20 protein-coding genes are annotated in these 26097 nt (G+C 73.1%); 11 read left to right on the top strand and 9 right to left on the bottom strand.

The genetic code is table 11. The features are described 5' to 3' along the window. Positions 1-5 precede the first annotated feature (5 nt). Complete coding sequence (locus tag AB0399_RS24610) at positions 6-977, bottom strand: LacI family DNA-binding transcriptional regulator (protein WP_329369548.1); 972 nt, start codon at positions 975-977, stop codon at positions 6-8. A 479-nt stretch (positions 978-1456) separates the two neighbouring features. Between AB0399_RS24610 and AB0399_RS24605 the strand changes: the two genes are divergently transcribed. From AB0399_RS24605 to AB0399_RS24585, 5 genes are all read left to right on the top strand, one after another. Beyond that, on the top strand, positions 1457-2734 hold the full coding sequence (locus AB0399_RS24605; RefSeq protein WP_366412815.1) for an extracellular solute-binding protein: 1278 nt from the start codon (positions 1457-1459) through the stop codon (positions 2732-2734). A 35-nt stretch (positions 2735-2769) separates the two neighbouring features. Further along, positions 2770-3714, top strand: coding sequence for a sugar ABC transporter permease (locus AB0399_RS24600; RefSeq protein ID WP_366412814.1), 945 nt, complete (start codon positions 2770-2772; stop codon positions 3712-3714). Beyond that, positions 3711-4655, top strand: a complete 945-nt coding sequence (locus tag AB0399_RS24595) for a carbohydrate ABC transporter permease (protein ID WP_366412813.1) — start codon at positions 3711-3713, stop codon at positions 4653-4655. The genes AB0399_RS24600 and AB0399_RS24595 overlap by 4 nt, the downstream gene beginning before the upstream one ends. A 122-nt stretch (positions 4656-4777) precedes the next feature. Further along, positions 4778-7384, top strand: coding sequence for a hypothetical protein (locus AB0399_RS24590; protein WP_366412812.1), 2607 nt, complete (start codon positions 4778-4780; stop codon positions 7382-7384). Positions 7385-7561: 177 nt separating this feature from the next. Beyond that, the gene (locus AB0399_RS24585; protein WP_366412811.1) at positions 7562-8908 is read left to right on the top strand and encodes an MFS transporter; all 1347 of its coding nucleotides are present in this window, start codon (positions 7562-7564) and stop codon (positions 8906-8908) included. Between the two features lie 22 nt (positions 8909-8930). Here AB0399_RS24585 and AB0399_RS24580 read toward each other — a convergent pair whose 3' ends face one another. The 6 genes from AB0399_RS24580 to AB0399_RS24555 form a co-directional block, all read right to left on the bottom strand. After that, entirely contained in the window at positions 8931-10346 is a 1416-nt protein-coding gene (locus AB0399_RS24580) for an MFS transporter (RefSeq protein WP_366412810.1), read from the bottom strand. Further along, positions 10343-10978, bottom strand: coding sequence for a MarR family winged helix-turn-helix transcriptional regulator (locus AB0399_RS24575; protein WP_366412809.1), 636 nt, complete (start codon positions 10976-10978; stop codon positions 10343-10345). Before AB0399_RS24575 ends, AB0399_RS24580 begins: the two co-directional genes overlap by 4 nt. Positions 10979-11030: 52 nt before the next feature. Continuing rightward, entirely contained in the window at positions 11031-12404 is a 1374-nt protein-coding gene (locus AB0399_RS24570) for a hemolysin family protein (RefSeq protein WP_329369531.1), read from the bottom strand. Positions 12405-12423: 19 nt separating this feature from the next. Next, a complete protein-coding gene (gene ybeY, locus AB0399_RS24565; protein WP_329369529.1) occupies positions 12424-12918 on the bottom strand; it encodes an rRNA maturation RNase YbeY in 495 nt (164 codons plus the stop codon). Positions 12919-12931: 13 nt separating this feature from the next. Continuing rightward, positions 12932-14020, bottom strand: coding sequence for a PhoH family protein (locus AB0399_RS24560; RefSeq protein ID WP_366412808.1), 1089 nt, complete (start codon positions 14018-14020; stop codon positions 12932-12934). A gap of 103 nt (positions 14021-14123) precedes the next feature. Continuing rightward, the gene (locus tag AB0399_RS24555) at positions 14124-15341 is read right to left on the bottom strand and encodes a PfkB family carbohydrate kinase (protein WP_366412807.1); all 1218 of its coding nucleotides are present in this window, start codon (positions 15339-15341) and stop codon (positions 14124-14126) included. Between the two features lie 142 nt (positions 15342-15483). Between AB0399_RS24555 and AB0399_RS24550 the strand changes: the two genes are divergently transcribed. Both AB0399_RS24550 and AB0399_RS24545 read left to right on the top strand, forming a co-directional pair. Next, on the top strand, positions 15484-16845 hold the full coding sequence (locus AB0399_RS24550) for a 6-phospho-beta-glucosidase (RefSeq protein ID WP_366412806.1): 1362 nt from the start codon (positions 15484-15486) through the stop codon (positions 16843-16845). 163 nt (positions 16846-17008) lie between these two features. Next, entirely contained in the window at positions 17009-17827 is an 819-nt protein-coding gene (locus tag AB0399_RS24545; protein WP_366412805.1) for an HAD family acid phosphatase, read from the top strand. A 53-nt stretch (positions 17828-17880) separates the two neighbouring features. Here AB0399_RS24545 and AB0399_RS24540 read toward each other — a convergent pair whose 3' ends face one another. Beyond that, positions 17881-18789, bottom strand: a complete 909-nt coding sequence (locus tag AB0399_RS24540; protein ID WP_366412804.1) for a ribonuclease Z — start codon at positions 18787-18789, stop codon at positions 17881-17883. Between the two features lie 136 nt (positions 18790-18925). Continuing rightward, positions 18926-19282, bottom strand: a complete 357-nt coding sequence (locus AB0399_RS24535; RefSeq protein ID WP_329369521.1) for a histidine triad nucleotide-binding protein — start codon at positions 19280-19282, stop codon at positions 18926-18928. Positions 19283-19505: 223 nt separating this feature from the next. On the opposite strand from AB0399_RS24535, the gene AB0399_RS24530 reads away from it, so the two are divergent. From AB0399_RS24530 to AB0399_RS24515, 4 genes are all read left to right on the top strand, one after another. Then, on the top strand, positions 19506-19631 hold the full coding sequence (locus tag AB0399_RS24530) for a hypothetical protein (protein ID WP_366412803.1): 126 nt from the start codon (positions 19506-19508) through the stop codon (positions 19629-19631). Between the two features lie 156 nt (positions 19632-19787). After that, positions 19788-20150, top strand: a complete 363-nt coding sequence (locus AB0399_RS24525) for a hypothetical protein (RefSeq protein WP_366412802.1) — start codon at positions 19788-19790, stop codon at positions 20148-20150. Positions 20151-20230: 80 nt separating this feature from the next. Continuing rightward, positions 20231-23764, top strand: a complete 3534-nt coding sequence (locus tag AB0399_RS24520; RefSeq protein WP_366412801.1) for a PDZ domain-containing protein — start codon at positions 20231-20233, stop codon at positions 23762-23764. Between the two features lie 279 nt (positions 23765-24043). Beyond that, positions 24044-26041 carry a S53 family peptidase gene (locus AB0399_RS24515; RefSeq protein WP_366412800.1) on the top strand — a complete coding sequence of 666 codons (1998 nt, stop codon included), beginning with the start codon at positions 24044-24046 and terminating at the stop codon, positions 26039-26041. The last annotated feature ends 56 nt before the right edge of the window (positions 26042-26097 follow it).

The raw sequence follows: 26097 nt of genomic DNA, 5'->3' as shown, positions 1-26097 counted from the left end.
AACCCTCAGAGCGGGATCTCCCCCGACCCGCGGGTGATCAGCGTGGTGGGCACCGTCACCGTCCGCACCGGGCGCCCCGGGTCCGCCAGCCGCGCCTGGAACAGTTCGATCGTGGTGCGCCCGATCTGCACGTCACCCTGGGCGACGACGGTCAACCCGGGCCTGAGCAGATCCGCGAGGCCGAAGTCGTCGAAGCCGACCAGCGCGGTGGCGCCGAAGTCGGGCCCGAGCGCGCGGATCACGGCCACCGAGGTGGAGAAGTTGCCGGTGACGATGGCCGTCGCCGGGTCCGGCCCGCTCCGCAGCCGCTCCAGCGCCGCGGAGATCCGCTCGGCGGTGATCGGCCCGGGGTGCACCATCCCGTCGAGCGGGCCGCCGGCCGCCCGCAGGCAGTCCCGGAACGCGGCGGCGCGCTGCCGCCCGGTGTAGATCCGCTCGTCGTCCCCGATGTAGCCGATCCGCCGGTGGCCCTGCTCGGCGAGGTGGCGGAAGGCCAGCTCGATCCCGCCCTGGTTGTCGGACAGCACCGTGTCGACCTCGACTCCGGTGGCGGGCCGGTCGAAGGCCACCACGGCCAACCCGGAGTCGATCTCGGGCTGGAGGTACTGGTGACCGTCCGCGATCGGCTCGATGATGATCCCGTCCATGCGGCGCCCGCACATCGACATCACGGCCTCGCGCTCGCGCACCTCGTCGTCCTCGGTGGACATCGCGACGACCGTCAGGCCCGCCCCCCGCGCCGTCTCGTCGACCGCCCGCAGCACCGGGTGCGCGTCGGCGATGTGCCGCACCGCCGCGCCGATGGTGCCGGTGCGGCCACTGCGCAACTGGCGGGCCCGCTCGTCGGGTTGGAAGCCGAGACGGTCGATGGCCTGCCGGACCCGCTCGGCGAGCGCCCCGCCCACCGTCGTGTCGCCGTTGACGACCCGCGAGACCGTACGCAGCGCCACACCCGCTTCACGGGCCACATCGATCATCGTGGGCCGGCGCGGCCGTGACGATCCGCGCTTTCCGGCGGCACCAGGACCAGCCACTTCGCTTCCCTCTCCTCGATCGCCCACGACTCGCCCCCGGGGTCGGCCCGAGATCCGTCCGTGATCACCGAGGGGCTTGACTTGCTGTCCTGGAACCCTAGTGTACTCGGCGAGAAAACGTTATCTCGCCGTCAGGACGCGGCAACCGCCGAAGCGTCCCCGGTCCGGGACGCGTCCGTGCTCGCCGGTTTCCGCCTGCCCCAGAAGCGCTCCGCGGCGCCGACGCGGGCCTCCCGCAGTCCCCACGCAGCCCTGCCGTCGTTACTCAAAGTACCCACATCGTCACTCAACGATCCTGGCAAGTCCTCCGCTGTACCCCGCAGTTGCCGTGACCCGTGGTCCGTGGCCCCGTGCCCCCGTGACCACCGGTCGTCGCGGCGGCAGCGCCGTACGCCGACCCAACCCTCCCGAAAGGTACGGCCATGCTCAGACGAAGTGCCGCCGCGCTCGTGGCGGCCGGTGTGCTCGTCCTCACCGCGTGCTCCGACTCCGGCTCCGGCTCCGGCTCTTCCGCGAACGGGGGCGGAACGTTGACCTACATGACGTTCAACTCGCCTTCGCTGACGCCGACGTTCTGGAAACAGTCCATCGCCAGGGCGCAGAAGGACGTGCCGGGCGTGAAGATCAAGCAGGTGGTGGCGCCGAGCACGGACCGCGACTCCTACGCCAAGCAGCTCCAGGCGTCAGGGCAGTTCCCCGACCTGCTGCAGTCGATCACGCCGTCGCAGTACACCGCGGCGGGGCTGCTGCGGCCGTACGACCAGAGCTGGGTCGACCAGAACTTCCTGCTGCCGCAGGGCAACGCGATCAAGGGCAAGGTCTACATCCCGCCGACGAACTCGCAGATCATCCCGCTGGTCTTCTACCACAAGTCGCTGTTCAAAAAGGCCGGGGCGCAGGTGCCGACGACCTGGCAGCAGTTCCTCGACGCCAACGCGAAGCTCAAGTCCGCCGGCCTGACCCCGATGGAGCTGGGCGGCAACGACCCGTTCGCCGCGGCGATGCCGCTGACCGGTGCGATCAGCGCGGACGTGCTGGGCAAGAACCCGCGGTGGATTCAGCAGCGGTACGCCGGAAAGGTGAAGTTCACCGACGCCGACGTGGTCGCCGCCGCGACGAAGATGCGCACACTGGTGACCAAGGGCTACTTCGAGCAGGGCGCGCTCAACGTCAGTTACGCCGACTCGATCAAGAACTTCAACGCGGGCAAGGCCGCGATGTACCCGATGGGCAGTTGGTACCTCGGCTCCATCCCCAAGGACCAGTGGAACGACATCGGGGTCTTCCCGTGGCCGACGGACGACGGCTCGGTGGTGGTCCCGTTCGCGGTCGGCGGCTCGATGGCCGTCGCCACCAAGGTCGGTGACCCGGCCCAGGCGACGAAGTTCGCCCAGGCGTGGTCGCTGGACCCGGACAACCTCAAGGCGCTGATCGAGGGCGACGGCGCGTACCCGATGCTCAAGAACAAGACGCTCGCCGACTACCACGTCACGGTCAGCCCGGCATTCAGCGACTCCTACGCCTACGTCACCAAGACCGACACCAAGGTGAGTTCGATCGGCTGGGCGACCAACGACGACGCGCTGCCCGGCTCCGGGAACAACGACTTCTACGCCGCCGCGCAGGCGCTGTTCAACTCCGGTGACGTCAAGGGCCAGATGGCCAAGCTCGACAAGGCGTGGAGCACGTCGACGCAATGAGCACCCGGACCGCTTACGAAGGGAGGGGGACAGCAGTGCAGCCGCTCTCCGACGCCCCGCGCTTCCCGAACAGCTCGCGCTTCCCGCACCTCTCGCACTGGTTGCGCGACACCACCGAGGACCTCGGTCTGCGGCTGATCGCCGCGCTGGGTCTGCTGCTCTACCTGGTCTTCATCGTCGTGCCGGTCTTCATGAGCCTGCGCAGCAGCTTCACCGACGAGAACCCGCTCAGGTCCGGCAGCCACTGGATCGGCCTCGCCAACTACTCCGAGATGCTGCACGACAGCCAGTTGCGCGACAGCGTGCTGTTCACGCTCGCGCTGGCGGTCGGCGTGACGGTCGTGGCCAACGTGGTCGGCCTCGCCTTCGCGATGCTGCTGGACCGGACCGAGTTGAGCTACCGGGTGCTGCGCACCATCGCGTTCCTGCCGCAGGTGATCTCGGGGGTGATCGTCGGCTTCGTGTGGAAGACGATCCTCACCGAGGACGGCCTGCTCAACGACCTGCTCCAGCGCACCCACGTGGTGCACCGGCCGGTGGACTGGCTGGGCACGCCGCACCTGGCGCAGTTGTCAGTGGGGATCGTGGTGGCGTGGGTGCTGTCCGGCTTCACCACCGTCGTCTACCTCGCGGCGCTGCAGAACATCCCGCGCGAGCTGTACGACGCGGGGTCGATCGACGGCGCCAGCTCCCGCCAGCAGTTCCGCATGATCACGCTGCGGATGGTCGCCCCGGCGACCACGATCAGCGTGACGATCTCGCTGATCACGGTGCTGAAGCTGTACGACGTCATCCAGGTGCTCACCTCCGGCGGCCCCGCCGACGCCACCCAGTCCACGGCGCAGTACATCGTGAAGATGGCGTTCACCTCCGACCGGTTCGGCTACGCCTCCGCCATCGCGATGTTCCTGCTGGCGCTGTCCGCGGTGATCGCCCTGTCCGTCACGAGCATCCTGCGCCGCAGGGAGGTCGACCTGTGACCGTGCACGCCGTCCCCACCGCACCCGACCGGACCGGTTCGCGTCCGCGTCCGCGCCGGGCCGCGGCCCCGATGCCGCGCCGCTCGCGGCGGCCTGGCCGGCCGGGCAGGTCGCGCCGCAGCCGGCTGAGCCCGGCCCGGCTCACGCTCGCGGTGATCGTGGTGCTGGTGTTCGTCAGCCCGATCTACCTGACGATCGTCAACGCGTTCAAGAAGGAGGGCGACATCGTCGCCGGTCCGGCGACGCCTCCGCTCCACCCGACGCTGGGCAATCTGCACACCGCGCTCAGCCGGCCGGACCACCTGCTCCAGCACGGACTGCGCAACTCGCTGATCGTGGTGGTGTGTTCGGTGCTGCTGCTGATCCCGCTGGGCTCGGCGTTCAGCTTCTACGTCTCCCGGCGGCGGACCCGCACCCGCGCGGCGGTGCTGGCGGTGCTGGCCGCGGGGCTGATGATCCCGCCGCAGGTGGTGCTGCTGCCGACCATCCGCATCCTGACCTTCCTCGGCCTGGACCACAGCTATCCGGGGCTGATCCTGTCCAATCTGGGCGGCGGCTACTTCTCGTTCGCGGTGTTCGTCTACGTCGGCTTCATGCGGGCGGTGCCGGACGAGGTGGTGGAGGCGGCCCGGCTGGACGGCGCCGGCGGGCTGCGGATCTGGTGGACCATCGTGATGCCGCTGGTGCGGCCGGCCACCGCGACGGTGACCATCTTCCTTTCGCTGTGGATCTGGAACGACTTCCTCAACCCGCAGTTCATCCTCGGCCCGCTCCAGGGCCAGACCATCACCACCGGTCTCTATCTCTCCGTGGGGCAGTTCCAGATGGATTACGGCCAGTTGTTCGGCATCATGTTCCTCGCCGGGGTGATCCCGGTCGTCGGTTACCTCACCCTGCAGAGGCAGTTCATCGCCGGTCTGACCTCGGGATCGACCAAGTGAGCGCGGCGCCGGGCGGCGTGGGGGTGGCGGCGGGCCCTGGTCCCGAGCCGGGCCCTGTTCCGGCCGCGGTTCCGGCCGCGGTTCCGGTTCCGACGGAGGGCGGTCCTGACCGGCCCGAAGGAGTGCCCGCGCTGGACGACCTGGCCGGCGGGTGGCTGCCGGTCGAGGAGCTGGCCCATCTGCCGTCGCTGCGCAACCAGTGGGGCCAGGCGCACGTCAACGCGGACCTGGCGTCGCTGTCGTGGGTGGCGTTCCCGCCCTACAGCGGCGGCTACCACACCGGGGTCCTGCGGGTGGACGGCCGCCCGCTCGCCGCGCAGCGGATGCGCTGGTCCCCCTGGGGCGTCCGACGCGCCGCCGAGCAGGGGCCGTTGACCGTCGAGACCGACGTGCGGATGGCGTACGAGCGCAGCCGCGTGCTGTGGCGGATCACGCTGCGCAACGACTCGGCGGAGCCGGTGCGGACGGTCGTCGAGCAGGAGATGCTGGCGATGTTCGCGCACTCCGAGGTCGACTGGGGCTGGCTGTACGGAACTCCGTGGAACTCCGGCCACCACCACGACTTCTACGCCACCGAGCGGCTGCGCGCGGAGGTGACGGCCGAAAGACCCCGGCAGGTGCAGCTCCTCCCGCACGGCGAGCGCTGGATACGGCTCGGCTCGCCGCGCATCCCCGGCATCCAACGGGACGAGGACACCGCGCCGATGCTGCTGGAGTCGGAGCTGCCGGACCACTCCGCGCCGGACTCCGGCCGGGTGCGAGCGCCCGGCGCGCCCTGCCTGGTACGGCAGTTGGCGGTCGAGCGGAGCAACGGGGCACGCACGGCGATCGGCGACGGCGTGGCCGCGTACACCGTGCGGGCCGGCACCGACCTGCGGGTCGGACCGGTGGCGCTCGGCGCGGGCGACGCACTGCAGTTGGAGGTGCGGGTGGACCAGCCCGGGGTGAGCGGGGTGGTCGCCACCCACGGCAACCATCCGGACTCGGCTCAACTGGGCTTCCATGAAGGGAGGTTGACGCTGCGGATCGGCGGGGAGCTGGTGCTGGCCGAAGAGCCGCTGCCGCTCGGGTCCTGGCACGCGGTGGGCGTGCGGCTGTCGGAGCAGGGCGCGACGCTGCTGGTCGACGGCGCCGCGGCGGGGCGTACGGCGCCGTGGTGGGGCGGGCAGCGGTGGACGGCCGAGGCGCTGCCCGGCGGCGGGGTGCTGGTCACGGACGGGGCCGGGCCGGCCCGGTCCTGCTACGCGTTCCAGGCCGCGCCGGACGCACTGACCGTGGACGGCGCGCGGGCGGTGGCCCGCTGGGAGGTCGCGCTCGCGCCCGGGCAGCGGGTCGAGGTGGGCTTCGTGCTGGACGTGGCCCGGGACGCGGACGCGGCGCGGCGACGGGCGTACGGCGCGGCGGCCGGCTTCGACGCGGCCTTCGCGGAGGCCGCCGAGCGGTGGCGCGCCACCTGGGCGTACGCGTTCACGCCGGGCAACCCCGAGTTCTCCGGGCACCTTCCGGCGCTGGTCACGGCCGACCCGGACCTGGAGCGCACCTACTACCTGGGGGTGCTGCTGGCGCTGTACCTGCGCAACACGCAGGTGTCGCGGACCGGTCCGGTGTTCCTGACCGGCGGGCCCCGGCTCGGGCCGACCACGACCTTCTTCTGGGACCAGTCGGAGTTCGCCCGCACCGCGGCGCTGCTGGAGCCGGCCGGGATGCGGGCATGGATCGTGGCGGCGCTCGGCCAGCCGTACGACCACTGCCACTCGTTCGACACCCGCAACCTGCTGCCGGTCGGCAACCACTACGCCGCGAACGACCACGCGCTGTTCCGTACCGCCACCGCGTATCTCGGGGTGACCGGGGACCTGGGACTGCTCGCCGAATCCACCGGCGGGCGCAGCGTGTTGGACCATCTGCGGGCGATGGCCTACCGGCCTCGTTCGCGGGCGGCGGCGTTCGGCGGAGGGGTGCTGGTCGATCTGGGCCGGGACGCCTGGGAGTTGCTGGAGTGCGTGCCCAACTACCGTGACGCGGTGACGTCGTTCAACGCCGGCTACGTCGGCATGCTGCGCTCGCTCGGCGGGCTGCTGCGCCGGCTCGGCCTGGACGCGGAGGCGACCGGCGCCGAGCGGGACGGCGACGCGCTGGCCCGCGCGGTACTGGAGGGCTACGCGGGCGACGGGCGGTGGCTGATCCGGCACCCGGAGGGCAGCGAACCCATCGGCCACTGCCTGGACTTCGCGCTGGTGGCCGCCGACATGACCGGTGACCTGTCGGCGGCGCGGCGCGCGGAGATGGTGCGGTTCGTGACGACCCGGCTGATCGACGGGGACTGGATGCGGGCGCTCGACCCGGCCGACCCGATCGCGCCGCTGTCCGACCGGCCCGACCACGGCGCGGCGGGCGCCTTCGCGGCCTGGCCGGGGGCGACCGCGTACGGGCTGTGCCGGCTCGGGCGGGCCGACCTCGCGGCGGACCTGCTGCGGCGCGGCCATCGCGCCACGTCGGGCGGGCTGTGGGGGCAGGCGATGGAGGCCACCGCGGACGGCCGCTACCGCGTCGCCGAGCGCGGGGTGTCCAACCGGGAGAGCGTGGCCGCCGTCGCGGTGACCGAGGCGGTGATCGCCGGGTTGTTCGGGGTCGAGGCGGATGCGGCCGGCGACGGCGCGGCGCTGCCGGGTCCCGGGCGGACGGTGGTGTCGCCGTTCGGGGAGCTGCGCAACGTCCGTACGGCGTAGACCGATCGCCGGGCGTGCACCGCATGTGGTCCCGCCCGGCACCTCGGCCATCAAGGCACAACTCCTGGTTGTGGCTCGCCGGACGGATGGTTGTTTGCCCTGCCGTCCTCGCGCTTGCTTTCATGGCGCCGGTCAACGCGGAGTTGTACGGGCGACATGGCGAGGGGTGCGCTGAACGTGACGGACGGCAGGGCGGACGATACGGCACCCGGCGCGGCGGGAACGGCGGGGACGCGGTCGCTGGGGCGGCCCTTCGGCTGGCTCTGGGCGGCCTACGCGGTCAGCGCCTACGGCACCGGCTTCGGCTTCGGGGCGTTCCCGCTGCTCGCGATCATGGTGCTGCACGCCGGGTCGGGCGAGGTGTCGGCGCTGTCGGCCGCCGGGCTCGCCGTGGGCGCGGTGGCGGCGGTGCCGCTCGGCCCGTGGGTGGAGTTCCACCGCAAGCGGCCGGTGATGATCGCGATGGACCTGGTCCGGTTCGCCGCGATGATCAGCATCCCCGTCGCCTACGCGTGCGGCCGGCTCGGCTTCGCCCAACTGCTCGTCGTGTCCGTCGTCGTGGCCACCGCGAAGATCGCGTTCCGGTCGGCGAGCGGCGCCTACCTGAAGTCGCTGGTCCGGCCGGAGCACCTGCTCGTCGCCAACGGCCGCTTCGAGTCGACCACATGGACCGCCACCGTGATCGGACCGCCGCTCGGCGGCGCCGCGATCGGGCTGTTCGGCCCGGTGACGACCGTGGTCGCCGACGCGGTCAGCTACCTGCTGTCGGCCCTCGGCGTCCGCGCGATCGGCGGCAGCGAGCCGCACCCGCGGGCCCGTACGACGCCGGTCCCCGCACAGGGCGGCGCCGCGCCCCGCTCGCGGATCGCCGAACTGCTCGACGGATGGCGGCACATCCTCGGCCACCCGACGCTGCGCCGGCTCTTCCTCAACACGCTCCTGATGAGCGCCCTGCTGCTGGCCACCGAACCGCTGCTCGCCGTCCTCATGCTCGGCCGGCTCGGCTTCGCCCCATGGCAGTACGGCCTCGCCTTCGCGCTGCCTTGCCTCGGCGGCCTGATCGGGGCGCGGCTGTCCCGGCGGCTGGTCGCGCGGTTCGGGCAGCACCGCGTCCTGCTCGTGTCGGGCACGCTGCGCGCCTGCTGGCCGCTGTGGCTGGCGTTCCTCCGGCCCGGGATCGCCGGGATCGTGCTCGTGGTCGTGGTGCAGTTCGGCCTGGTCACCTGCATCGGCGTGTTCAACCCGGTGCTCGCCACCTACCGGCTGGAGCAGACCGCGACGGACCGCGTCGCCCGCACACTGTCCGCGTGGACGGTCAGCAGCAACCTCACCGTCGCGGCCATGACCGCCCTGTGGGGCCTGCTGGCGGCCCTCACCTCACCGCGCCTGGCGATCGGCGCCGCCGGACTGCTCGTCCTCGCCACCCCGCTGCTCCTCCCCCGCGCCGCCCGCGGCACCTCGGCGACCGCCGACCCGGCGGCCGCTCCGGCCGACGCCCCGGAGCCCGCCCGCGGCGCCGCGTGAGGCCCGAACACGCCGCCACCCGCTACGACTTCCGGGTCAGGCCGCGGTCCAGAAGGGTCATCGCGAGGACCGCGGCGCCCGCGGCGATGAGGATGATCGCCGCCGCGTGCAGCCCGGAGTCGGTGGCGCCGTGCTTGAAGGCGAGCCCGGTGACGGTGGCGGAGACGATGGAGCCGAGGTAGCCGAAGGTGCGGAAGAGCCCGGAGGCGGTACCGATCTGCTCGGGCGGCGACTGCGTGTAGAGCGCGGTCTGGTTGCTGACGGTGGCGGTGCCGACGCACAGGCCGAAGACGAGGGTGACGGCCACGACCAGGACGACCGGGCTGTGCGCGGTCAGCGCGAGGATGCCCAGCGAGCCGGCCAGCATGGCGACCGCGGCGGTGACCAGCGGCCCGCGGACGAGGTTGCGCCGGGACAGCGGGCGCGAGACGAGCGCGGACAGCGCGCCCATCGGCAGGAGCAGCAGCCCCGCCTCCTCGGTGGACAGCCCCCGGCCGGCCTCCAGCCACTGGGTGAGCCCGTACATCACGGTGTAGGTGCCCAGCAAGGTGAGCGAGGTGCGCAGGTAGGTCCGGGTGAGGGCCGCGTTGGCACCGAGGCCGCGGATGTCGAAGAAGGGGGTGGGGGTGCGCAGTTCCCACCACACGAGCGGCCCCAGCAGCAGCACGGCGACGGCGAGCGCGATCCAGTCGAGGTCCGGCAGGTCCATCAGGAAGACCATCAGCGCGGTCATGAACCCGCCGAAGCCGACCATGCCGGGCAGGTCGATCCGGGCGGCGATCTGCCGCGCACCGCGGCGCGGCCCGGTGGCGGGCGGGTCGGCCGGCACCCAGCACAACGTCATCACGAACGCGACGGCGGTGACGGGCACGTTGATCAGGAACGCCCAGTGCCAGCCGAGCGCGCCGACCAGGACGCCGCCGAGCGGCGGTCCCACCGCTGTGGTGGCCATCCCGGCGATCGCGATCCCGCCGAGCACGGCGCCGGGCGGCTCGGCCAGACCCGCGGCGGCGGCCCGCCGCCGGATCAGCACCATCGCCGAGGGGAAGCCCGCGGACGTGCCGACGCCGATCAGCACCCGCGCCACGGTGAGCGTCGCCAGGTCGGTGGCGAAACCGCCGAGCACCCCGCCGAGCAGCACCAGCGTGATCCCCGCCAGGAACACCCGGCGCGGCCCGAACTCCTCCGCGAGCTTGCCCGCGGTGGGCTGGGCGATGGCGCAGGCCAGGTAGAGGCTGGAGACCAGGACCGCGGTGCTGCCGACGGACACGTGCAGCGCGGTGGAGATGGGTACGAGCGCGGTCGCGATGATCGAGCTGTTCACCGGGTTGAGCGCGGAGCCCACGTACAGCGGGGTCACGAAGCGCCAGGCGAAGGGGGCGGCGGCGTCCGTCCCCGCGGGCGCGGACGCCGCCTGCTTCCGTATTCGGAGCGTCATTCCGCCGGACCTTCCGGGCTCGCCACGTCCTTCGGGCTCGCCACGTCCCTCCGGCTATCCGGTCCCTCCGGACCTACCAATCCCTCCGGCCCCTTCGGCCCGGCGTCGTCGAGTTCCGCCGCCGCGAGCCGCTCCAGCAGCGCGATCGTGCGCTCCAGGTCGGCGCGCTCCCCCGCCGGGACCAGCGCGTCCAGGGCCCGGGTGAGGAAGGACTCCCGCGAGGACTCCAACGCGTCCAGCAGGCGCGCGGCGGACGGCTCGGCGGTCACCAGCGTCTTGCGGCCGTCGGCCGGGTCCCGGTGGCCCCGCACCAGGCCGGCCGCCTTGAGTACGGCCAGGTTCTGGGCGATGGACTGCGGGCTCACGTGCTGGGTGGTGGCCAGCCAGGCCGCGGTGACCGGACCGTCGTGCACCACGCTGCCCAGCACCGCGAGCTGCGAGATCGACAGTCCGGTGCCGTGCAGTCCCGCCTCCACCCGCAGGCGCGAGCGGAGGCGGGTGATGGCCACGCTGAGCCGGTGGGCGACTGCCGGCGTGCTGTCGGCCGCGGTGCCGCCGGCGGGCGTGGAGCCGGCCGGGGCGGGGCCGCCGGAAACCGGCACGGGGGTGCCGTTGGGGTCGTGTGGGCGCATGACCGCCACCGTAACAGTTCGACAAGCAACTTGTTGAATTTACTTGTCGAAATTACCGATCGCCGCCGAGCGCCCCCTCGCCACGCCCCGCCGCGCCCGGCTCCGGGTGGCCCTGGACCCGCGTCGCCCCCGACGCCTCGGCACCGCTCACCGGCTCCACCAGCACCGTGCCGATCCGGTTCCGCCGCCCCGCCTGCGTCTCCGCGGTCAGCCGCAGCGCGACCGTACCGTCGGGCCCGACCGCCGACGCGTCCACCGGCAGCGGCACCACCGCGACCGCGCCCGGGATCGGCACCCGGCCCAGCGCCTTCGCCAGCAGGCCGCCGACCGTCTCCACGTCGTCGTCGTCGAGCGGCACGCCGTACAGCTCGCCGAGGTCGCCGATGTCCAGCCGCGCGGTGACCCGGAACCGGCCGCCGCCCAGCCGCTCCACCGGCGGCGTCTCCCGGTCGTACTCGTCGGTGATCTCCCCGACGATCTCCTCCAGGATGTCCTCGATCGTCACGATGCCGGCGGTGCCGCCGTACTCGTCGACCACGACCGCGACGTGGTTGCGCTGCTGCTGCATCTCGCGCAGCAGGTCCCCGGCGTTCTTGGTGTCGGGCACGAAGAACGCCGGCCGGATCAGGGAGGAGACCGGGTCGGACTCGGCGTCGCGGTTGATGTGCACCCGCCGCGCCAGGTCCTTGAGGTAGACGAAGCCGACCACGTCGTCCTCGCTCTCCCCGGTCACCGGAATCCGGGAGAAGCCGCTGCGCAGCGCCAGCGTCATCCCCTGACGGACCGTCTTGAACCGTTCGATCATCACGAGTTCGGTACGCGGCACCATCACCTCGCGCACGATCGTGTCGCCCAACTCGAAGACCGAGTGCACCATCCGGCGCTCCTCGTCCTCGATCAGTGACTCGGACTCGGCGAGGTCCACGGCCGCCCGCAGCTCCGCCTCGCTCGCGAACGGCCCGCGCTTGAAGCCCTTGCCGGGCGTGAGCGCGTTGCCCAGCAGGATCAGCAGCCCCGGCACCGGCCCCATCACCCGGGCCAGCGGCAGCAGGACGTACGACGCGGCGGTCGCGGTGTTCATCGGGTGCTGGCGGCCGATGGTGCGCGGCGAGACCCCGACCGCCACGTACGACACCAGCACCATCACGCCGATCGCGACGCACAGCACCTGCCAGGTGCGGTCGAAGTGCCGGTCGGCGACGACCGTGATCAGGACGGCCGCGGCCGTCTCGCAGGCGACGCGCACCAGCAGCGCCACGTTCAGGTAGCGGGTGGGGTCGGAGGCGACCGCGACGAGGTTCGCGGCCCCGCGCCGGCCGGAGCGCAGCGCGTCCTGGGCGCGGAACCGGGAGACCCGGGCGAGCCCGGCCTCGGCGCACGCCGCGAGCCAGGCGACGATAACGAGCAGTACGGCGAAGACGACCATGAGGGTGCAGTCGCCGCCGTCAGCGGGTGGTGGGCGCGGGCGAGGGGCCCTCGACACCGCGCTCGGCCCGCCAGCCGTCCAGGATCGCCTTCTGCAGGCCGAACATCTCGGCCTTCTCCTCGGGCTCCTCGTGGTCGTACCCCAGCAGGTGGAGCACGCCGTGCACGGTGAGCAACTGAAGCTCCTCGTCCATGGAGTGCTTCGTCGGCGCCTCCTCGCCCTGCTTCTTCGCCACCTCCGGGCAGAGCACGATGTCCCCGAGCAGGCCCTGCTCGGGTTCGTCGTCCTCCTTGCCCGGCCGCAGTTCGTCCATCGGGAAGGACATGACATCGGTGGGGCCGGGGAGGTTCATCCACTGGAGGTGGAGTTGCTCCATCGCGGCGGCGTCCACCACGATCACCGACAGTTCGGAGAGCGGGTGGATGCGCATCCGGTGCAGGGCGTAACGGGCGGCGTCCAGGACCGCCTCGTCGTCGATATCCCAGCCGGACTCGTTGTTGACGTCGATCGCCATGGTGGTGGAGTGGTTACTTTCTCTTCGGCCCGGAGCCGCCGCCGCGCCCGCGCCCGGCGTCCTGGCCGCGCGCGGACTCTTCCTCGGCCTGGGCGTTGTCGTAGCGCTCGTAGGCGTCCACGATGCGCCCGACCAGCTTATGGCGGACCACGTCGGTGCTGGTGAGCCGGGAGAAGTGCACGTCGTCCACGTCGAAGAGGATGTCCTGCACCTGGCGCAGCCCGCTCTTGGTGCCGCCGGGCAGGTCGATCTGCGTGATGTCGCCGGTGATGACGATCTTCGAGTCGAAGCCGAGCCGGGTCAGGAACATCTTCATCTGCTCGGCGCTGGTGTTCTGCGCCTCGTCCAGGATGATGAACGCGTCATTCAGGGTTCTGCCGCGCATGTAGGCCAGCGGGGCGACCTCGATGGTGCCGGCGGCCATCAGGCGGGGGATGGTGTCGGGGTCCAGCATGTCGTGCAGCGCGTCGTAGAGCGGGCGCAGGTACGGGTCGATCTTCTCGTACAGGGTGCCGGGCAGGAAGCCCAGCCGCTCGCCGGCCTCGACCGCGGGGCGGGTCAGGATGATCCGGTTGACCTGCTTGGCCTGAAGGGCCTGCACGGCCTTCGCCATCGCCAGGTAGGTCTTGCCGGTGCCGGCCGGGCCGATGCCGAAGACGATCGTGTGCCGGTCGATCGCGTCGACGTAGCGCTTCTGGTTGACCGTCTTGGGGCGGATGGTGCGGCCGCGGCTGGAGAGGATGTTCTGGGTGAGGACCTGGGCGGGCGTCTCCGCCTCGCCGTCGGCCGACGTCCCGTTCGCCCGGAGCATCGCGATCGAGCGCTCGACGGCGTCCTCCGTCATGGGCTGGCCGGTGCGCAGCACCAGCATCATCTCGTCGAACAACCGCTGGACCAGGGCCACGTCGGCGGCGTCGCCGACCGCGCTGATCTCGTTGCCCCTGACGTGGATGTCGACGGCCGGGAACGCCTGCTCGATCACGCGGAGAAGAGCGTCACCAGAGCCCAGGACGGTCACCATGGGGTGCTTGGCCGGTACGACGAAGTGCGCGCGCGCCTGATGCGGCTGCTGCGGCTGCTGCTGGGTCGGTGTCTGAGTCATGGGCCGGCGCTAGGGCCTGCTCATCCCGCCTTCTGCTGGTCGATGGGCCCAGGGGGCCTTGGGGTACCAAGGGTACGACGCGGAACGCCGCAGGCAGAGGGGATTACCGCTCGCCGTTTCGGGCCGCGCTGCCGGGTGCGCCCCCCGGCGCGCCGCCGACCGCGCCGGGGACCGATCCGCTGACCGATCCGCTGACCGCGCCACCGACCGCGCCGCCCGCCGGGCGGAAGCCGATCGTGGGGACGGCTCGGCGCAGCGGCCACGGGCGGGTGGCCGCCGGCAGCAGGTCCTCCAGGAAGCCGTACCGGCACACCGCCTCTCGGTGGTGCGGGGCCTGACCTGCGAACGCCTTGGCCTGCTCCCACCAGCCGGCGATCTCCATCCAGCCGGGCGCGGACAGCGACCCGCCGAACTCCTGCACGGACAGCGCCGCGCACAGCGAGGCGAACGCCAGCCGGTCGGCCAGCGGCCACTGCGCGAGGGTGCCGGTGACGAAGCCGGCCACGAAGACGTCCCCGGCGCCGGTCGGGTCCAGCGCCTCCACCGCCAGCGCGGGCACCTCCGCGGTCTGGCCGGTCGCGGAATCCACCGCGATGGCGCCCTGCGCACCGAGGGTGACCACCGCGAGCGGTACGAGTTCGGCCAGCCGGTGGGCGGCCTCGCGGGGGCCGTCGGCCCGCGTGTAGCGGACCGCCTCCTCGGCGTTCGGCAGGAACGCGGCGCAGTGCCGCAGCCCGGCGAGGTCGGCGGGGTCCCAGCGGCCGGTCTCGTCCCAGCCGACGTCGGCGAAGACCTTCGTGCCGGACGCGGCGGCCCCGGCGATCCAGTCGTAGCGCTCCTCGCCCGCCTCCCGGCCGCCGAGCGAGGCGACCGCGGCGCGGGCCGGCGGCGGGCAGGTCGGCACAGCGTCCTCCGGAGGCGGTGCGCGGTGGCCGTGGCTGACCATGGTCCGCTCGCCCTCGTACGCCATCGACACGGTGACCGGGGAGTGCCAGCCGGGGACCCGCCGGGACGGCCCGAGGTCGATGCCCTCGCCCTCCCGCAGGCACTCCCAGCAGTAGTCGCCGTACATGTCGTCGCCGAAGGCCGCGGCGAGCGTCGTGCGCAGGCCGAGGCGGGCCAGCGCGGTGGCCATGTTCGCGATGCCGCCGGGGCTGGAGCCCATGCCGCGCGCCCAGGACTCCGTGCCTCGCACCGGGGCCCGGTCCAGTCCGGTGAAGATGATGTCCAGGAAGACGGTGCCCGTCAGGTACACGTCCGTCGCCGGGTCGCCCGGCGCACGCAGCCCTCCCAGCGGGTCGAGAACGGGATGATCGTCCATCCCCCCACTGTCGCACGGTGCCCCTGACCGACCGGGTTGCCACGTGCTGTCGGTTCAGGGACCACCTGCCGGTGGGGTTGCGCCACGGACGGGTCGTAAGGTCCGGGGAGGACATTGGCCGGGCAGACGGGACGGATACGGCGTGCGACTCACCATCCTCGGCGGGGGCGGCTTCCGGGTGCCCCTGGTGTTTCGGGCCCTGCAAGGGGACCCCACGGTCACGGAACTGGTGCTGCACGACACGGACCCGCTGCGCCTGCGGGTCATCGCGAAGGTGCTGGCCGAGCAGGGGGCGGCGGGTGCGGCTCCCGGACCGCGCGTGCGGGTCGAGACGGACCTGGACGCGGCGCTGCGCGGCACGGACTTCGTGTTCTCGGCGATCCGGGTCGGCGGCACGGGGGGCCGGGTGCGGGACGAGCAGGTCCCGCTGGCCGAGGGCGTGCTCGGCCAGGAGACCGTCGGCGCGGGCGGGGTGCTGTACGGACTGCGCACCGTCCCGGTCGCCCTGCACCTCGCCGAGCGCGTCCGCGCGGTGGCCCCGTCCGCGTGGGTGATCAACTTCACCAACCCCGCGGGGATGGTGACGGAGGCGATGGCCCGGGTACTGGGCCCGCGCGTGATCGGCATCTGCGACTCGCCGGTGGGGTTGGTCCGGCGGGCCGCGCGGGCGGCGGGCGCGGACCCGGACGCGCCGGGCTTCTCGTACGACTACGTCGGCCTCAACCACCTCGGCTGGCTGCGCGGACTCGCCCTGGACGGACGGGAGTTGCTGCCGGGGTTGCTCGCGGACCCGGCGGCGCTCGGCTCGTTCGAGGAGGGGCGGCTGTTCGGCGCGGAGTGGCTGTCGGCGCTGGGTTCGCTGCCCAACGAGTACCTGCACTACTACTACTTCGAGCGGGAGGCGCTGGCGGCGGTGCGGTCGGCGGACGCGACCCGGGGGGAGTTCCTGCACGCGCGGCAGTCGGAGTTCTTCGCGGCGGCGGACCGCGCGGGCGGTACGGAGGCGGGCGCGGCGGGATCGGCGGGCGCGGCCGGCCGCGGGCCGTCGGCGTACGAGCTGTGGGAGCGTGCCCGGTTGGAGCGCGAGGAGACCTACATGGCCGAGAACCGCGCGGCCACCGGCGGCTGGCAGCGCGACCCGCACGACCTGGACGGCGGCGGCTACGACAAGGTGGCGCTCGCCCTGATGCGGGCCATCGCGCGGGACGAGCGCACCGTGCTGATCCTCAACGTGCCCGGCGGCGGGGTGGTTTCGGCGCTGGACCCGGACGCGGTGGTGGAAGTGCCATGCGAGGTCGGCGCGTTCGGGGCGCGGCCGCTGCCGGTGGCGGCGCCCGACGAGCACCAGGCCGGGCTGATGCTGGCGCTGAAGTCGGTGGAGCGGGCGGCGATCGAGGCGGCGACCACCGGTTCGCGGGCGGCGGCGCTGCGCGCGCTGGTACGGCATCCGCTGGTCGACTCCGCGGCGGCGGCGAGCCGTATCCTCACCGCGGCGAACTGGTGACAACCGGCGGAACCCGGCCCGCGCGGCTCTGAACTGCGGGTTAACGCAAAGGAAACCACGGATGAACCCGTGTTGCGCCGCCACGCGCGTAGATGGGCCTTGACCTGCTCGGATGCCGGGGTCTACATTCCGCCGCACCACCAAGCTTTGAAGGAGCACCGCCATGCCCCGTGCCCGTCTGTCCCTGCGTACCCGCGCGCTGGCCGTCACCGCCGCCGCGGTGACGCTGGGCGCCACGTTCTACGGCGTCGGCGTCGCGACCGCGGACAACTCCGCACCGCGCAGCGACAAGCAGATCCCCAATCTCACCAACGTCGTCGACGAGATCAAGGCGTACTACGGCGACACCGTCGACGCGTCGGGCGAGCACCAGGCGTCCCCGACCAGCAACTACGCACATCAGGTCGCCGGGATCGAGGCGAAGGCGAAGTCCTGGCTGGCGCAGGCGGCCACCGCCGGCCACGGCCACGGCGGCGGGAAGGGCCATGGCAAGAGCGGCAAGCCCGCGATCGTGCTCGACGTCGACGACACCAGCCTGCTGACGTACAACTACGAGCTGGAGGTGGGCTTCAACTACACCCCGGCGAGCAACCAGTCGTACCTGGACACCAAGAACATGCCGCCGGTCTTCGGCATCGACACCCTCGTCAACTGGGCCGCCTCGAAGGGCATCACGGTCTTCTGGATCACCGGTCGCCCGGAGGCGCAGCGCGCCGACACGGTGCGGAACCTGACCGCGGAGGGCTTCAAGGCGCCGGCCGACACCTCGCACCTGTACCTGAAGAACGCGGCCACCCCGCCGTCGTACCTGCCGTGCGGCGCGACCTGCACGACCATCGAGTACAAGTCCGGCACCCGGGCGCACATCGAGTCGCTGGGCTACGACATCGTCGGCAACTTCGGCGACCAGTACAGCGACCTGGAGGGCGGGCACGCGGACAAGTCGTTCAAGCTGCCGAACCCGATGTACTACCTGCCGTAGGGCGTGCGGCCGCCGTGGGTGTGAAGCTGTGCCGTGCGGCGGCAAGGTCCCCTTCAGGGACGGCGTTTGGGCACCGGGACGCGCATCAGGTCGTGGGCGACGGTGAGTTCGCCGGCGAAGCCCGCCGCGCGGGCCTGGTGCCCGAAGTCGTCCGGGTCGGGGTAGCGCTGCGAGAAGTGGGTGAGCACCAGGTGCCGTACACCCGCTTCCGCGGCCACCCGGCCCGCCTGTCCCGCGGTGAGATGGCCGTACTCCTCGGCGATCCCGGCGTCCTGGTCGAGGAAGGTGGACTCGATCACCAACATGTCGCATCCCGCGGCGAGTTCGGGCACCGCCGGGCACATCCGGGTGTCCATCACGAACGCGAACGACTGGCCCGGCCGCGGCTCGCTGACCTGATCCAGCGTCACCCCGCGCAGCTCGCCGTCACGTTGCAGCCGGCTGATGTCCGGCCCGGCGATGCCGTGTGCGGCCAGTCGCTCCGGCAGTATCCGCCGCCCGTCGGGCTCGTCCAGCCGGTAGCCGTACGCCTCCACGGGGTGCGACAACCGCCGTGCCGACAGCGTGAGTTCGCCGGTGACCGCGATCGGGCCGTCCTCGTCGAGCGGCCGCTCGCGCAGTTCCGCGGTCTCGCGGTACGCGGTGGCGTACCGCAGCCGCTCGAAGTACCGCTGCCCGCTCGCCGGGTAGTGCGCGGTGATCGGGTGCGGCACCCGGTCCAGGTTGATCCGCTGCACCACCCCGGCCAGGCCCAGGCTGTGGTCGCCGTGGAAGTGCGTGACGCAGATCCGGGTCAGGTCGTGCGCGGCCAGCCCGGCGTGCACCATCTGCCGCTGGGTGCCGTCGCCGGGGTCGAAGAGGATGCCCTCGGTGTCCCAGCGCAGCACGTAGCCGTTGTGGTTGCGCTGCCGGGTCGGCACCTGGCTGGCGGTGCCGAGCACGACGAGTTCGCGGGGTGACATGGCGCTGGGGTCCGTACGGTCGCGGGTCGGGTCCGGGGGTCCAGGTCAGGTCCGGGTGTCTGGGTCGGGTCCGGGTGTCCGGGTCGGGCCGGGTGTCCGGGTCAGGTCTGGGGGTTCGGGGCGTCCGGTGCCCGGCTCAGACCAGCCGCTGGAGGTCGCGGCCGCCCAGCACGTGGGCGTGCGCGTGGAAGACGGTCTGGCCCGCGCCCGGGCCGGTGTTGAACACGATCCGGTAGCCGGTGTCGACCACGTTCTCCCGCGCGGCCACCTCGCCGGCCTCCCGCAGCACGTCCGCGGCGGCGGCCGGGTCGCCCGCGGCCAGCTCGGCCGCGTCGGCGTAGTGCACCCGCGGGATCACCAGCACATGGGTGGGCGCCTGCGGGTTGATGTCCCGGAACGCGATGGTGGTCTCCGTCTCCCGCACCACCGTCGCCGGGATGTCCCCGGCCACGATCTTGCAGAACAGGCAGTCCGGCTGTGCTTCTCCCGCCACGGCGGCACCCCTTGCTCTTCCGCTCGTCCGTCCGCGGCCGGCGCCGTCCGCCGACCCGCACCCGGCATCGTATCGGCCCGCCCGTCGTCCTCCTCGCGGTACGGCCCCCCTTGCGTGTTCCGGTGCGGCGCCCGCCGGGCACATCACGGGAGTGAGGAACGAACGCGCGCCCCGGGCGGGCAGGTTACGTGACCGGTCGATCTCCGTGGGCTGCCTGCTCGCGATGCTGATGCTGGTCGGAGCCATCGTGGCGGGGATCGGCGCGATCGCCTACTACGCGCTGCCGTCGTGCCACACCGACTGCCGCCCGAGCACGGGGGGCGGCGGTGGCGGCGGCGGAGGCGGGTGAGGCAGCGGAGGCGGGTAGGCCGGCGGTGGCGGGTGAGCCGGCCTACCGGCCTTCCGGCCCACGCCCGCAGGCGTCCGCGCGGGCCGCGGCCCTTAAGGGCGGACGTCCACCGTGTGGGGGATGGCCGCCGTGAACAGGGCGGGGCATCGTGGGGGGATGGGACGCATCCGGAGGAACTGGGGTGTCGGGGTGGCGGGAGCCGCCATGGTGATGGCCACGGTCGCGGCGTGCGATCCCGTGGACGGGCTGAGCAGCTCCAACGTATCGGTGAGCACTGACCAGTTGGCCACCAAGGCGCTGAAGCAGGACCACGTCCAGGTGCAGTGGCTGTCGTGCAGCGCGACCGAGGACAGGAAGGACCCGAAGGTCGACTGCGTGGGCCGCACGAACGACCAGCGGAAGATCTCGGTGAAGGGCGACGTGACCCGGCAGTCGAACCTCAAGTGCGTCCAGGGCCATCTGACCGCGTTGGTGGAGGGCCGCACCGTTTTCGACGTGCACGGGCTCGGCGCGTGCTGACCGGCTGCGCTCCGCGCGGCGGCCCCGGTTCGTACCGAGGGGCACTGCTCAGCGCAGTTGATCGTGGTTAGGCTGGCTTCGTGACGCAGTCCTCGCTCTCCGCGCGCCCTTCGGGCCCTGTTCACCCCGCATCTCACCCCTCGTACCTGAGGCACCCGCACCCGCACGGTGACCTGGTCGTCTTCACCGCCGAGGACGACGTGTGGGTCGCGCCGCTCGACGGCGGCCGGGCCTGGCGGGTCAGCGCGGACAACATGCCGGTCCGGCGGCCGCGGATCTCCCCCGACGGCACGTCGGTGGCCTGGTCCTCCACCCGCGACGGCGCCCCCGAAGTCCACGTGGCGGACCTGGCCGGGGGCCCCTCGCGGCGGCTCACCTACTGGGGCAACGCCCAGACCGGCGTGCGGACATGGACGCCGGACGGCGAGCTGGTGGTGGTGACCACGGCCGGCCAGGCGTCGATCCGCCGTACCTGGGCGCACCGGCTGCCGCTGGACGGCGGCCCCGCGCGGAAGTTGCCGCTCGGCCCGCTCGGCGACCTCGCGTACGGACCGGACGGCGCCCTGCTGCTCCAGTCGGTGACGATGGGGCGCGAGGCCGCGTACTGGAAGGGCTACCGGGGCGGCACCGCGGGCAAGTTGTGGCTCGACCCCACCGGCGAGGGGGAGTTCGCCCGGCTGCACGAAGACATCGACGGCAACCTCGAGTACCCGATGTGGGTCGGCGACCGGATCGCGTTCCTCTCCGACCACGAGGGCCAGGGCGCGCTCTACTCCAGCCGGCCCGACGGCGCCGACCTGCGCCGCCACACCCCGCTCGGCGGGTTCTACGCCCGGCAGGCAGGCACCGACGGCACCCGGGTGGTGTACACCGTCGGCGGCACCCTGTACGTGCTGGACAGCCTCGGCGAGGACGTACAGCCGCGCCCGCTGGAGATCGAACTCGGCGGCCAGCGGGTGGACTTGCAGCCCTACCCGCTGCGCCCTGCCGCGTATCTGGGCGACGCCCGGCCGGACCACACCGGCCGGGGCAGCGCGGTGGAGGTGCGCGGCACCACGCACTGGGTCACCCACCGGGGCGGCCCGGCCCGGGTCCTGGCCGCGCAGCCGGGCGTACGCACCCGGCACCCGCGGGTGTTCTCGCAGGGCGACGACCAGTACGTGGTGTGGGTGACCGACGTCGACGGCGACGACGCGCTGGAGATCTCCCCGGCCACCGGACTGCCGGCCGGCACCGCGCCGCGCCGGCTCGCGGCCGGGCGGCTCGGCCGGGTGCACGAGCTGGAGGTGTCGCCGGACGGCCACCGGATCGCGGTCGCCTCGCACGACGGGCGGGTGCTGCTGGTCGACACGCAGACCGGCGAGGTCCGCGAGGTGCCGACGACCGACACGGCCACCGCGGAGGGCGACGACGAACCCGCACCGGCTCCCGCACCGGCCGGAAACGCCGGAGACGTCAGCGACCTGGCCTTCTCCCCCGACTCCGGCTGGCTGGCCTGGTCCCAGCCCGGGCCGGGCTCGCTGCGGCAGATCAAGCTCGCCGCCACCGCGGACCTGACCCTGGTGGACGCCACCCCGCTGCGTTTCATCGACTTCGCGCCCGCGTTCACCGCCGACGGCCGGCACCTCGCCTTCCTGTCCCAGCGGGCCTTCGACCCGGTCTACGACGCCCACGTGTTCGACCTCTCCTTCCCCAACGCCTGCCGCCCGTACCTGATCACGCTCGCCGCCACCACGCCCTCACCGTTCGGCCCGCAGCGGCACGGCCGCCCGTACGACGACGACGGGGACGAGAACGGCGAGCACGGGGACGGCGGCGGCACGGGTACAGGCACGGGTACGGGTCTGGGGCTGGCCGCGGGCGAGGACACCGGGGCGGGCGTGAGCGCCGGCACCGGCGCGGACGACGGCTCGGACAGCGGTTCCGGCGAGGAGTCCGACGACGCCTCCGACGGTGACTCCGGCAACGGCTCCGACAGTGGCTCCGGCAGCGACAACGGCGGTTCCGACACCGGTGGTTCGGGCCGGCGCGGCCGCCGGGACCGGCCACGTCCCACCAAGGTCGACGCGGAGGGCATCGCCGACCGGATCGTGCCCTTCCCCGTCGAGGCCGGCCACTACTCGGGGTTGGAAGCCGCCAAGGGCGGGGTGCTGTGGCTGCGGCACCCGCTCGTCGGCAGCCTCGGCGCGTCTCTGGCCACGCCCGAGGCCGAGCCGCCGGAGACCGTCCTGGAGCGTTACGACCTGCGGCAGTTGAAGGTCGAGGAGATCGCCTCCGACGCCGACGGTTTCGCGGTCTCCGGCGACGGCACGAAGGTGCTCGTCACCAGCGGGGCGCGGCTGCGGATCGGGCCGGCGGACAGCAAGTCCGATGACGACTCGGACAGTTCGACGAGCATCGACCTGGCCCGGGTGCGCGCCACCGTCCAACCCGCCGACGAGTGGCGGCAGATGTTCGACGAGACGCACCGCCTCGCCCGCGACCACTTCTGGCGGGCCGACATGGGCGGCCTCGACTGGGACGCGATCGGCGAGCGGTACCGCGCGCTGCTGGACCGCATCGCCACCCACGACGACCTCGTGGACCTGCTGTGGGAACTCCACGGCGAGCTGCGGACCTCGCACGCGTACGTCTCGCCCCCCGGCGGCTCCGGTGACCCGCGCCGCCGCCAGGGTCTGCTCGGTGCGGACATCTCCCGTGCGGAGGACGGCAGTTGGCGGGTGGACCGGGTGCTGTCCGGCGAGTCCTCCGACCCCCGGGCGCGCTCGCCGCTGGCCGCGCCCGGGGTGGCGGTCCGCGCCGGGGACACCCTCGTCGCGGTGGACGGGCTGCCGGTCGACCCGCTGACCGGCCCCGCGCCGCTGCTGGTGGGCACCGCGGGCAAGCCGGTCGAGCTGACGGTCACACCGGCGGCGGGCGGCCCGGTCCGGCACGTGGTCGCGGTGCCGCTCGCCGACGAGGAGGCGCTGCGCTACCACGACTGGGTCGCCGACCGGCGCGCCTACGTCCACCGGGCGTCCGGCGGCCGGCTCGGCTACCTGCACGTGCCCGACATGGTCAGCAACGGCTGGGCCGAACTCCATCGCGACCTGAGGGTCGAGGTGGCCCGCGAGGGGCTGGTGGTCGACGTCCGCGAGAACCGCGGCGGGCACACCTCGCAGCTCGTGGTGGAGAAGCTGGCCCGCCGGGTCATCGGCTGGGACCTGCCGCGGTACGGCCACCCCTTCAGCTACCCGCAGGACGCTCCCCGCGGGCCCGTGGTGGCGGTGGCCAACGAGTTCTCCGGGTCGGACGGTGACATCGTCAACGCGGCGATCCGCACGCTCGGGATCGGCCCGGTGGTCGGTACCCGCACCTGGGGCGGCGTGATCGGCATCGACAGCCGCTACCAGCTGATCGACGGGACCTCGGTGACCCAGCCGAAGTACGCGCTCTGGTTCGAGGGGTTCGGGTGGTCCGTGGAGAACCACGGGGTCGAGCCGGATGTCGAGGTGGTCGTCACCCCGCAGGATTACGCCGCCGGGCGCGATCCCCAGCTCGACCGTGCCATCGGGATGGCCCTGGAGGCGTTGGCGGCGAACCCGGCGAAGTCGGCGCCGCCCCTTCCGGGGTAGGCGGGACCCTCCCGGGTGCCCCTGTCCGCGGTTCTCGGGACCTTGCGGCGGGGGCGCCGCGGGACCCTCCCCGAGTGGGGGGCTGGTCGCGCAGCTCCCCGCGCCCCCTGGGTATGTGCGGCCCGCCGCGCATCCGCAGAGGTGGGGTGGAACACCCGAACTGATGAAGTTTCAGCCGCCGCCCGCGGCAATCTCCCGGTGTCCGTGTTGCCGTCGGCCGGCGAAGGGTCATGCATCTTCGGAAGGCCCGCACCGCCCACCACCGAGAGGTGACCGCCCATGCGCCGACGCAGCCGCAAGCTCCTCGCCCGTACCGCGTCCCTGCTGGCCGCGGGGCTGGTGGTGGCGGGCACTCCCGCCGCCGCGCACGCCGCCACGCCGTCCGCCGTGCCCGCCGTACCCACCGGGCGGATCGGCCTGCCCGGTACCGCGCCCCCGTGGGCGACCGCGCAGGCCGACCAGGGCCAGGCGCCGACCGGCACGACCGTGACCGCGCACGTGTACCTGGCCGGCCGGGACCACGCCGGGCTGGAGGCGGCGGCCCGTTCGGTCTCCGACCCGGCCTCGGCGGAGTACGGCCGGTACCTCACCCCGGCGCAGGTACAGGCGCGGTACGGCGCCACGCCTGGCCGGCAGGCGGCCGTACGCGACTGGCTGACCGGCGCCGGCTTCCGGGTGACGGCCGCGGACGCGCACCAGCTGACCGTGCAGGGCAGCCCGAAGGCCGTCAGCGCCGCGTTCGGCACGACCCTGCACCGGTACCGCAAGGGCGGCCACGTCTACACCGCGCCGGTCACCGCCGCCTCGGTCCCGGCGGACATGGCCGACGCGGTGCTGACGGTGACCGGCCTGGAGGACACCCCGCACCTGGCGACGCCCAAGGCCGTATCGGCGGCCTCGCCGGGCGATCAACTCCCCGGCCCCACCGCCGCCTTCGTCAACGCGCCGCCGTTCTCGACCAGTTGGGGCGACCACCCGGCGGCCGGCGTCCCGCAGGCGTACGGCGCCGTCCCGCCGTACGCCGTCCAGGGCTACACCGGGCGGCAGTTGCGGAGTGCGTACGGCGTGACCGGCTCGGGCCTTTCCGGGCGCGGCGTGACCGTGGCGGTGGTGGACGCCTACCACTCCCCGACGCTGACCGCGGACGCCGAGACGTACGCCCGGCGCAACGGCGACGCGCCTTACCGCGCCGGCCAGTTGACCACCGTGGACGCCCCGGCCTGGACCGACACCGACCAGTGCGGCGCGGACGGCTGGTACGGCGAGCAGTCGCTCGACGTGGAGGCGGCGCACGCGATGGCGCAGGACGCCGGGATCACGTACGTCGGCGCCGCCTCGTGCGACGACCCCGACCTGCTGGCGGCCCTGAACACCGTCGTGGACCACCATCTCGCGGACATCGTCAGCGACTCGTGGGGCGAGCCGGAGAGCGCCGCGGACCCGGCGCTCGACCCGGCCTACGACCAGACGTTCGCCACCGGAGCGCTGGAGGGCATCGGCTTCTACTTCTCCAGCGGCGACGACGCCGACGACAAGGCGTCGACCGGCACCAAGCAGAGCGAGACGCCCGCGTCGCGGCCGTGGGTGACCGCGGTCGGCGGGACGTCGCTCGCGGTGGGCGCGGACGACGGCTACCAGTGGGAGACCGGCTGGGGCACCGACAACTCGCGGCTGAACTCCACCGGGACCGCGTGGTCCTCGCTGCCGGGCACCTTCGACGACGGCGCGGGCGGCGGGGCGAGCACGCGGGCGGCCCAGCCGTGGTACCAGCGCGGCGTGGTACCGGCCGCCCTCGCGCGGCAGGGCGGCGGGCGGGCGATGCGGACCGTCCCGGACATCGCGGCGGTCGCCGACCCCACCACCGGCTTCCTCATCGGCCAGACCCAGAGCTTTCCCGACGGCACCGTGAAGTACAGCGAGTTCAGGATCGGCGGCACCAGCCTGGCCGCGCCGGTGATCGCCGGCATCCAGGCACTCGCCCAGCAGGCGCAGGGCTTCCCGATCGGCTTCGCCAACCCCCGCCTCTACGACCAGCGGCACGCCGCCGACTTCCACGACGTCACCGACCACCCGCTCGGCGCCGACCGGCAGTTGGCTGCCGTACGGGTCGACTACCGCAACGGCGTGGACGATTCGGCGGGCACCTCCACCACGCTCCAGACCCTCGGCCACGACTCCTCGCTGGCCGCGGTCCCCGGCTACGACGAGGTGACCGGCGTCGGCTCGCCCGCCCCGGCCTATCTGCGCTCCTTCCGGCTCCTGCCCGTCAGGCGGTAGTCAGCCCGCGGAGACGGACCGCCCGCGAACGGGGACCACCCCCGAACAGGGACCGC

Source organism: Streptomyces sp. NPDC088194 (assembly GCF_040702025.1).
Lineage (GTDB): Bacteria > Actinomycetota > Actinomycetes > Streptomycetales > Streptomycetaceae > Actinacidiphila.
This window is presented reverse-complemented; position numbering and strand designations above follow the sequence as displayed.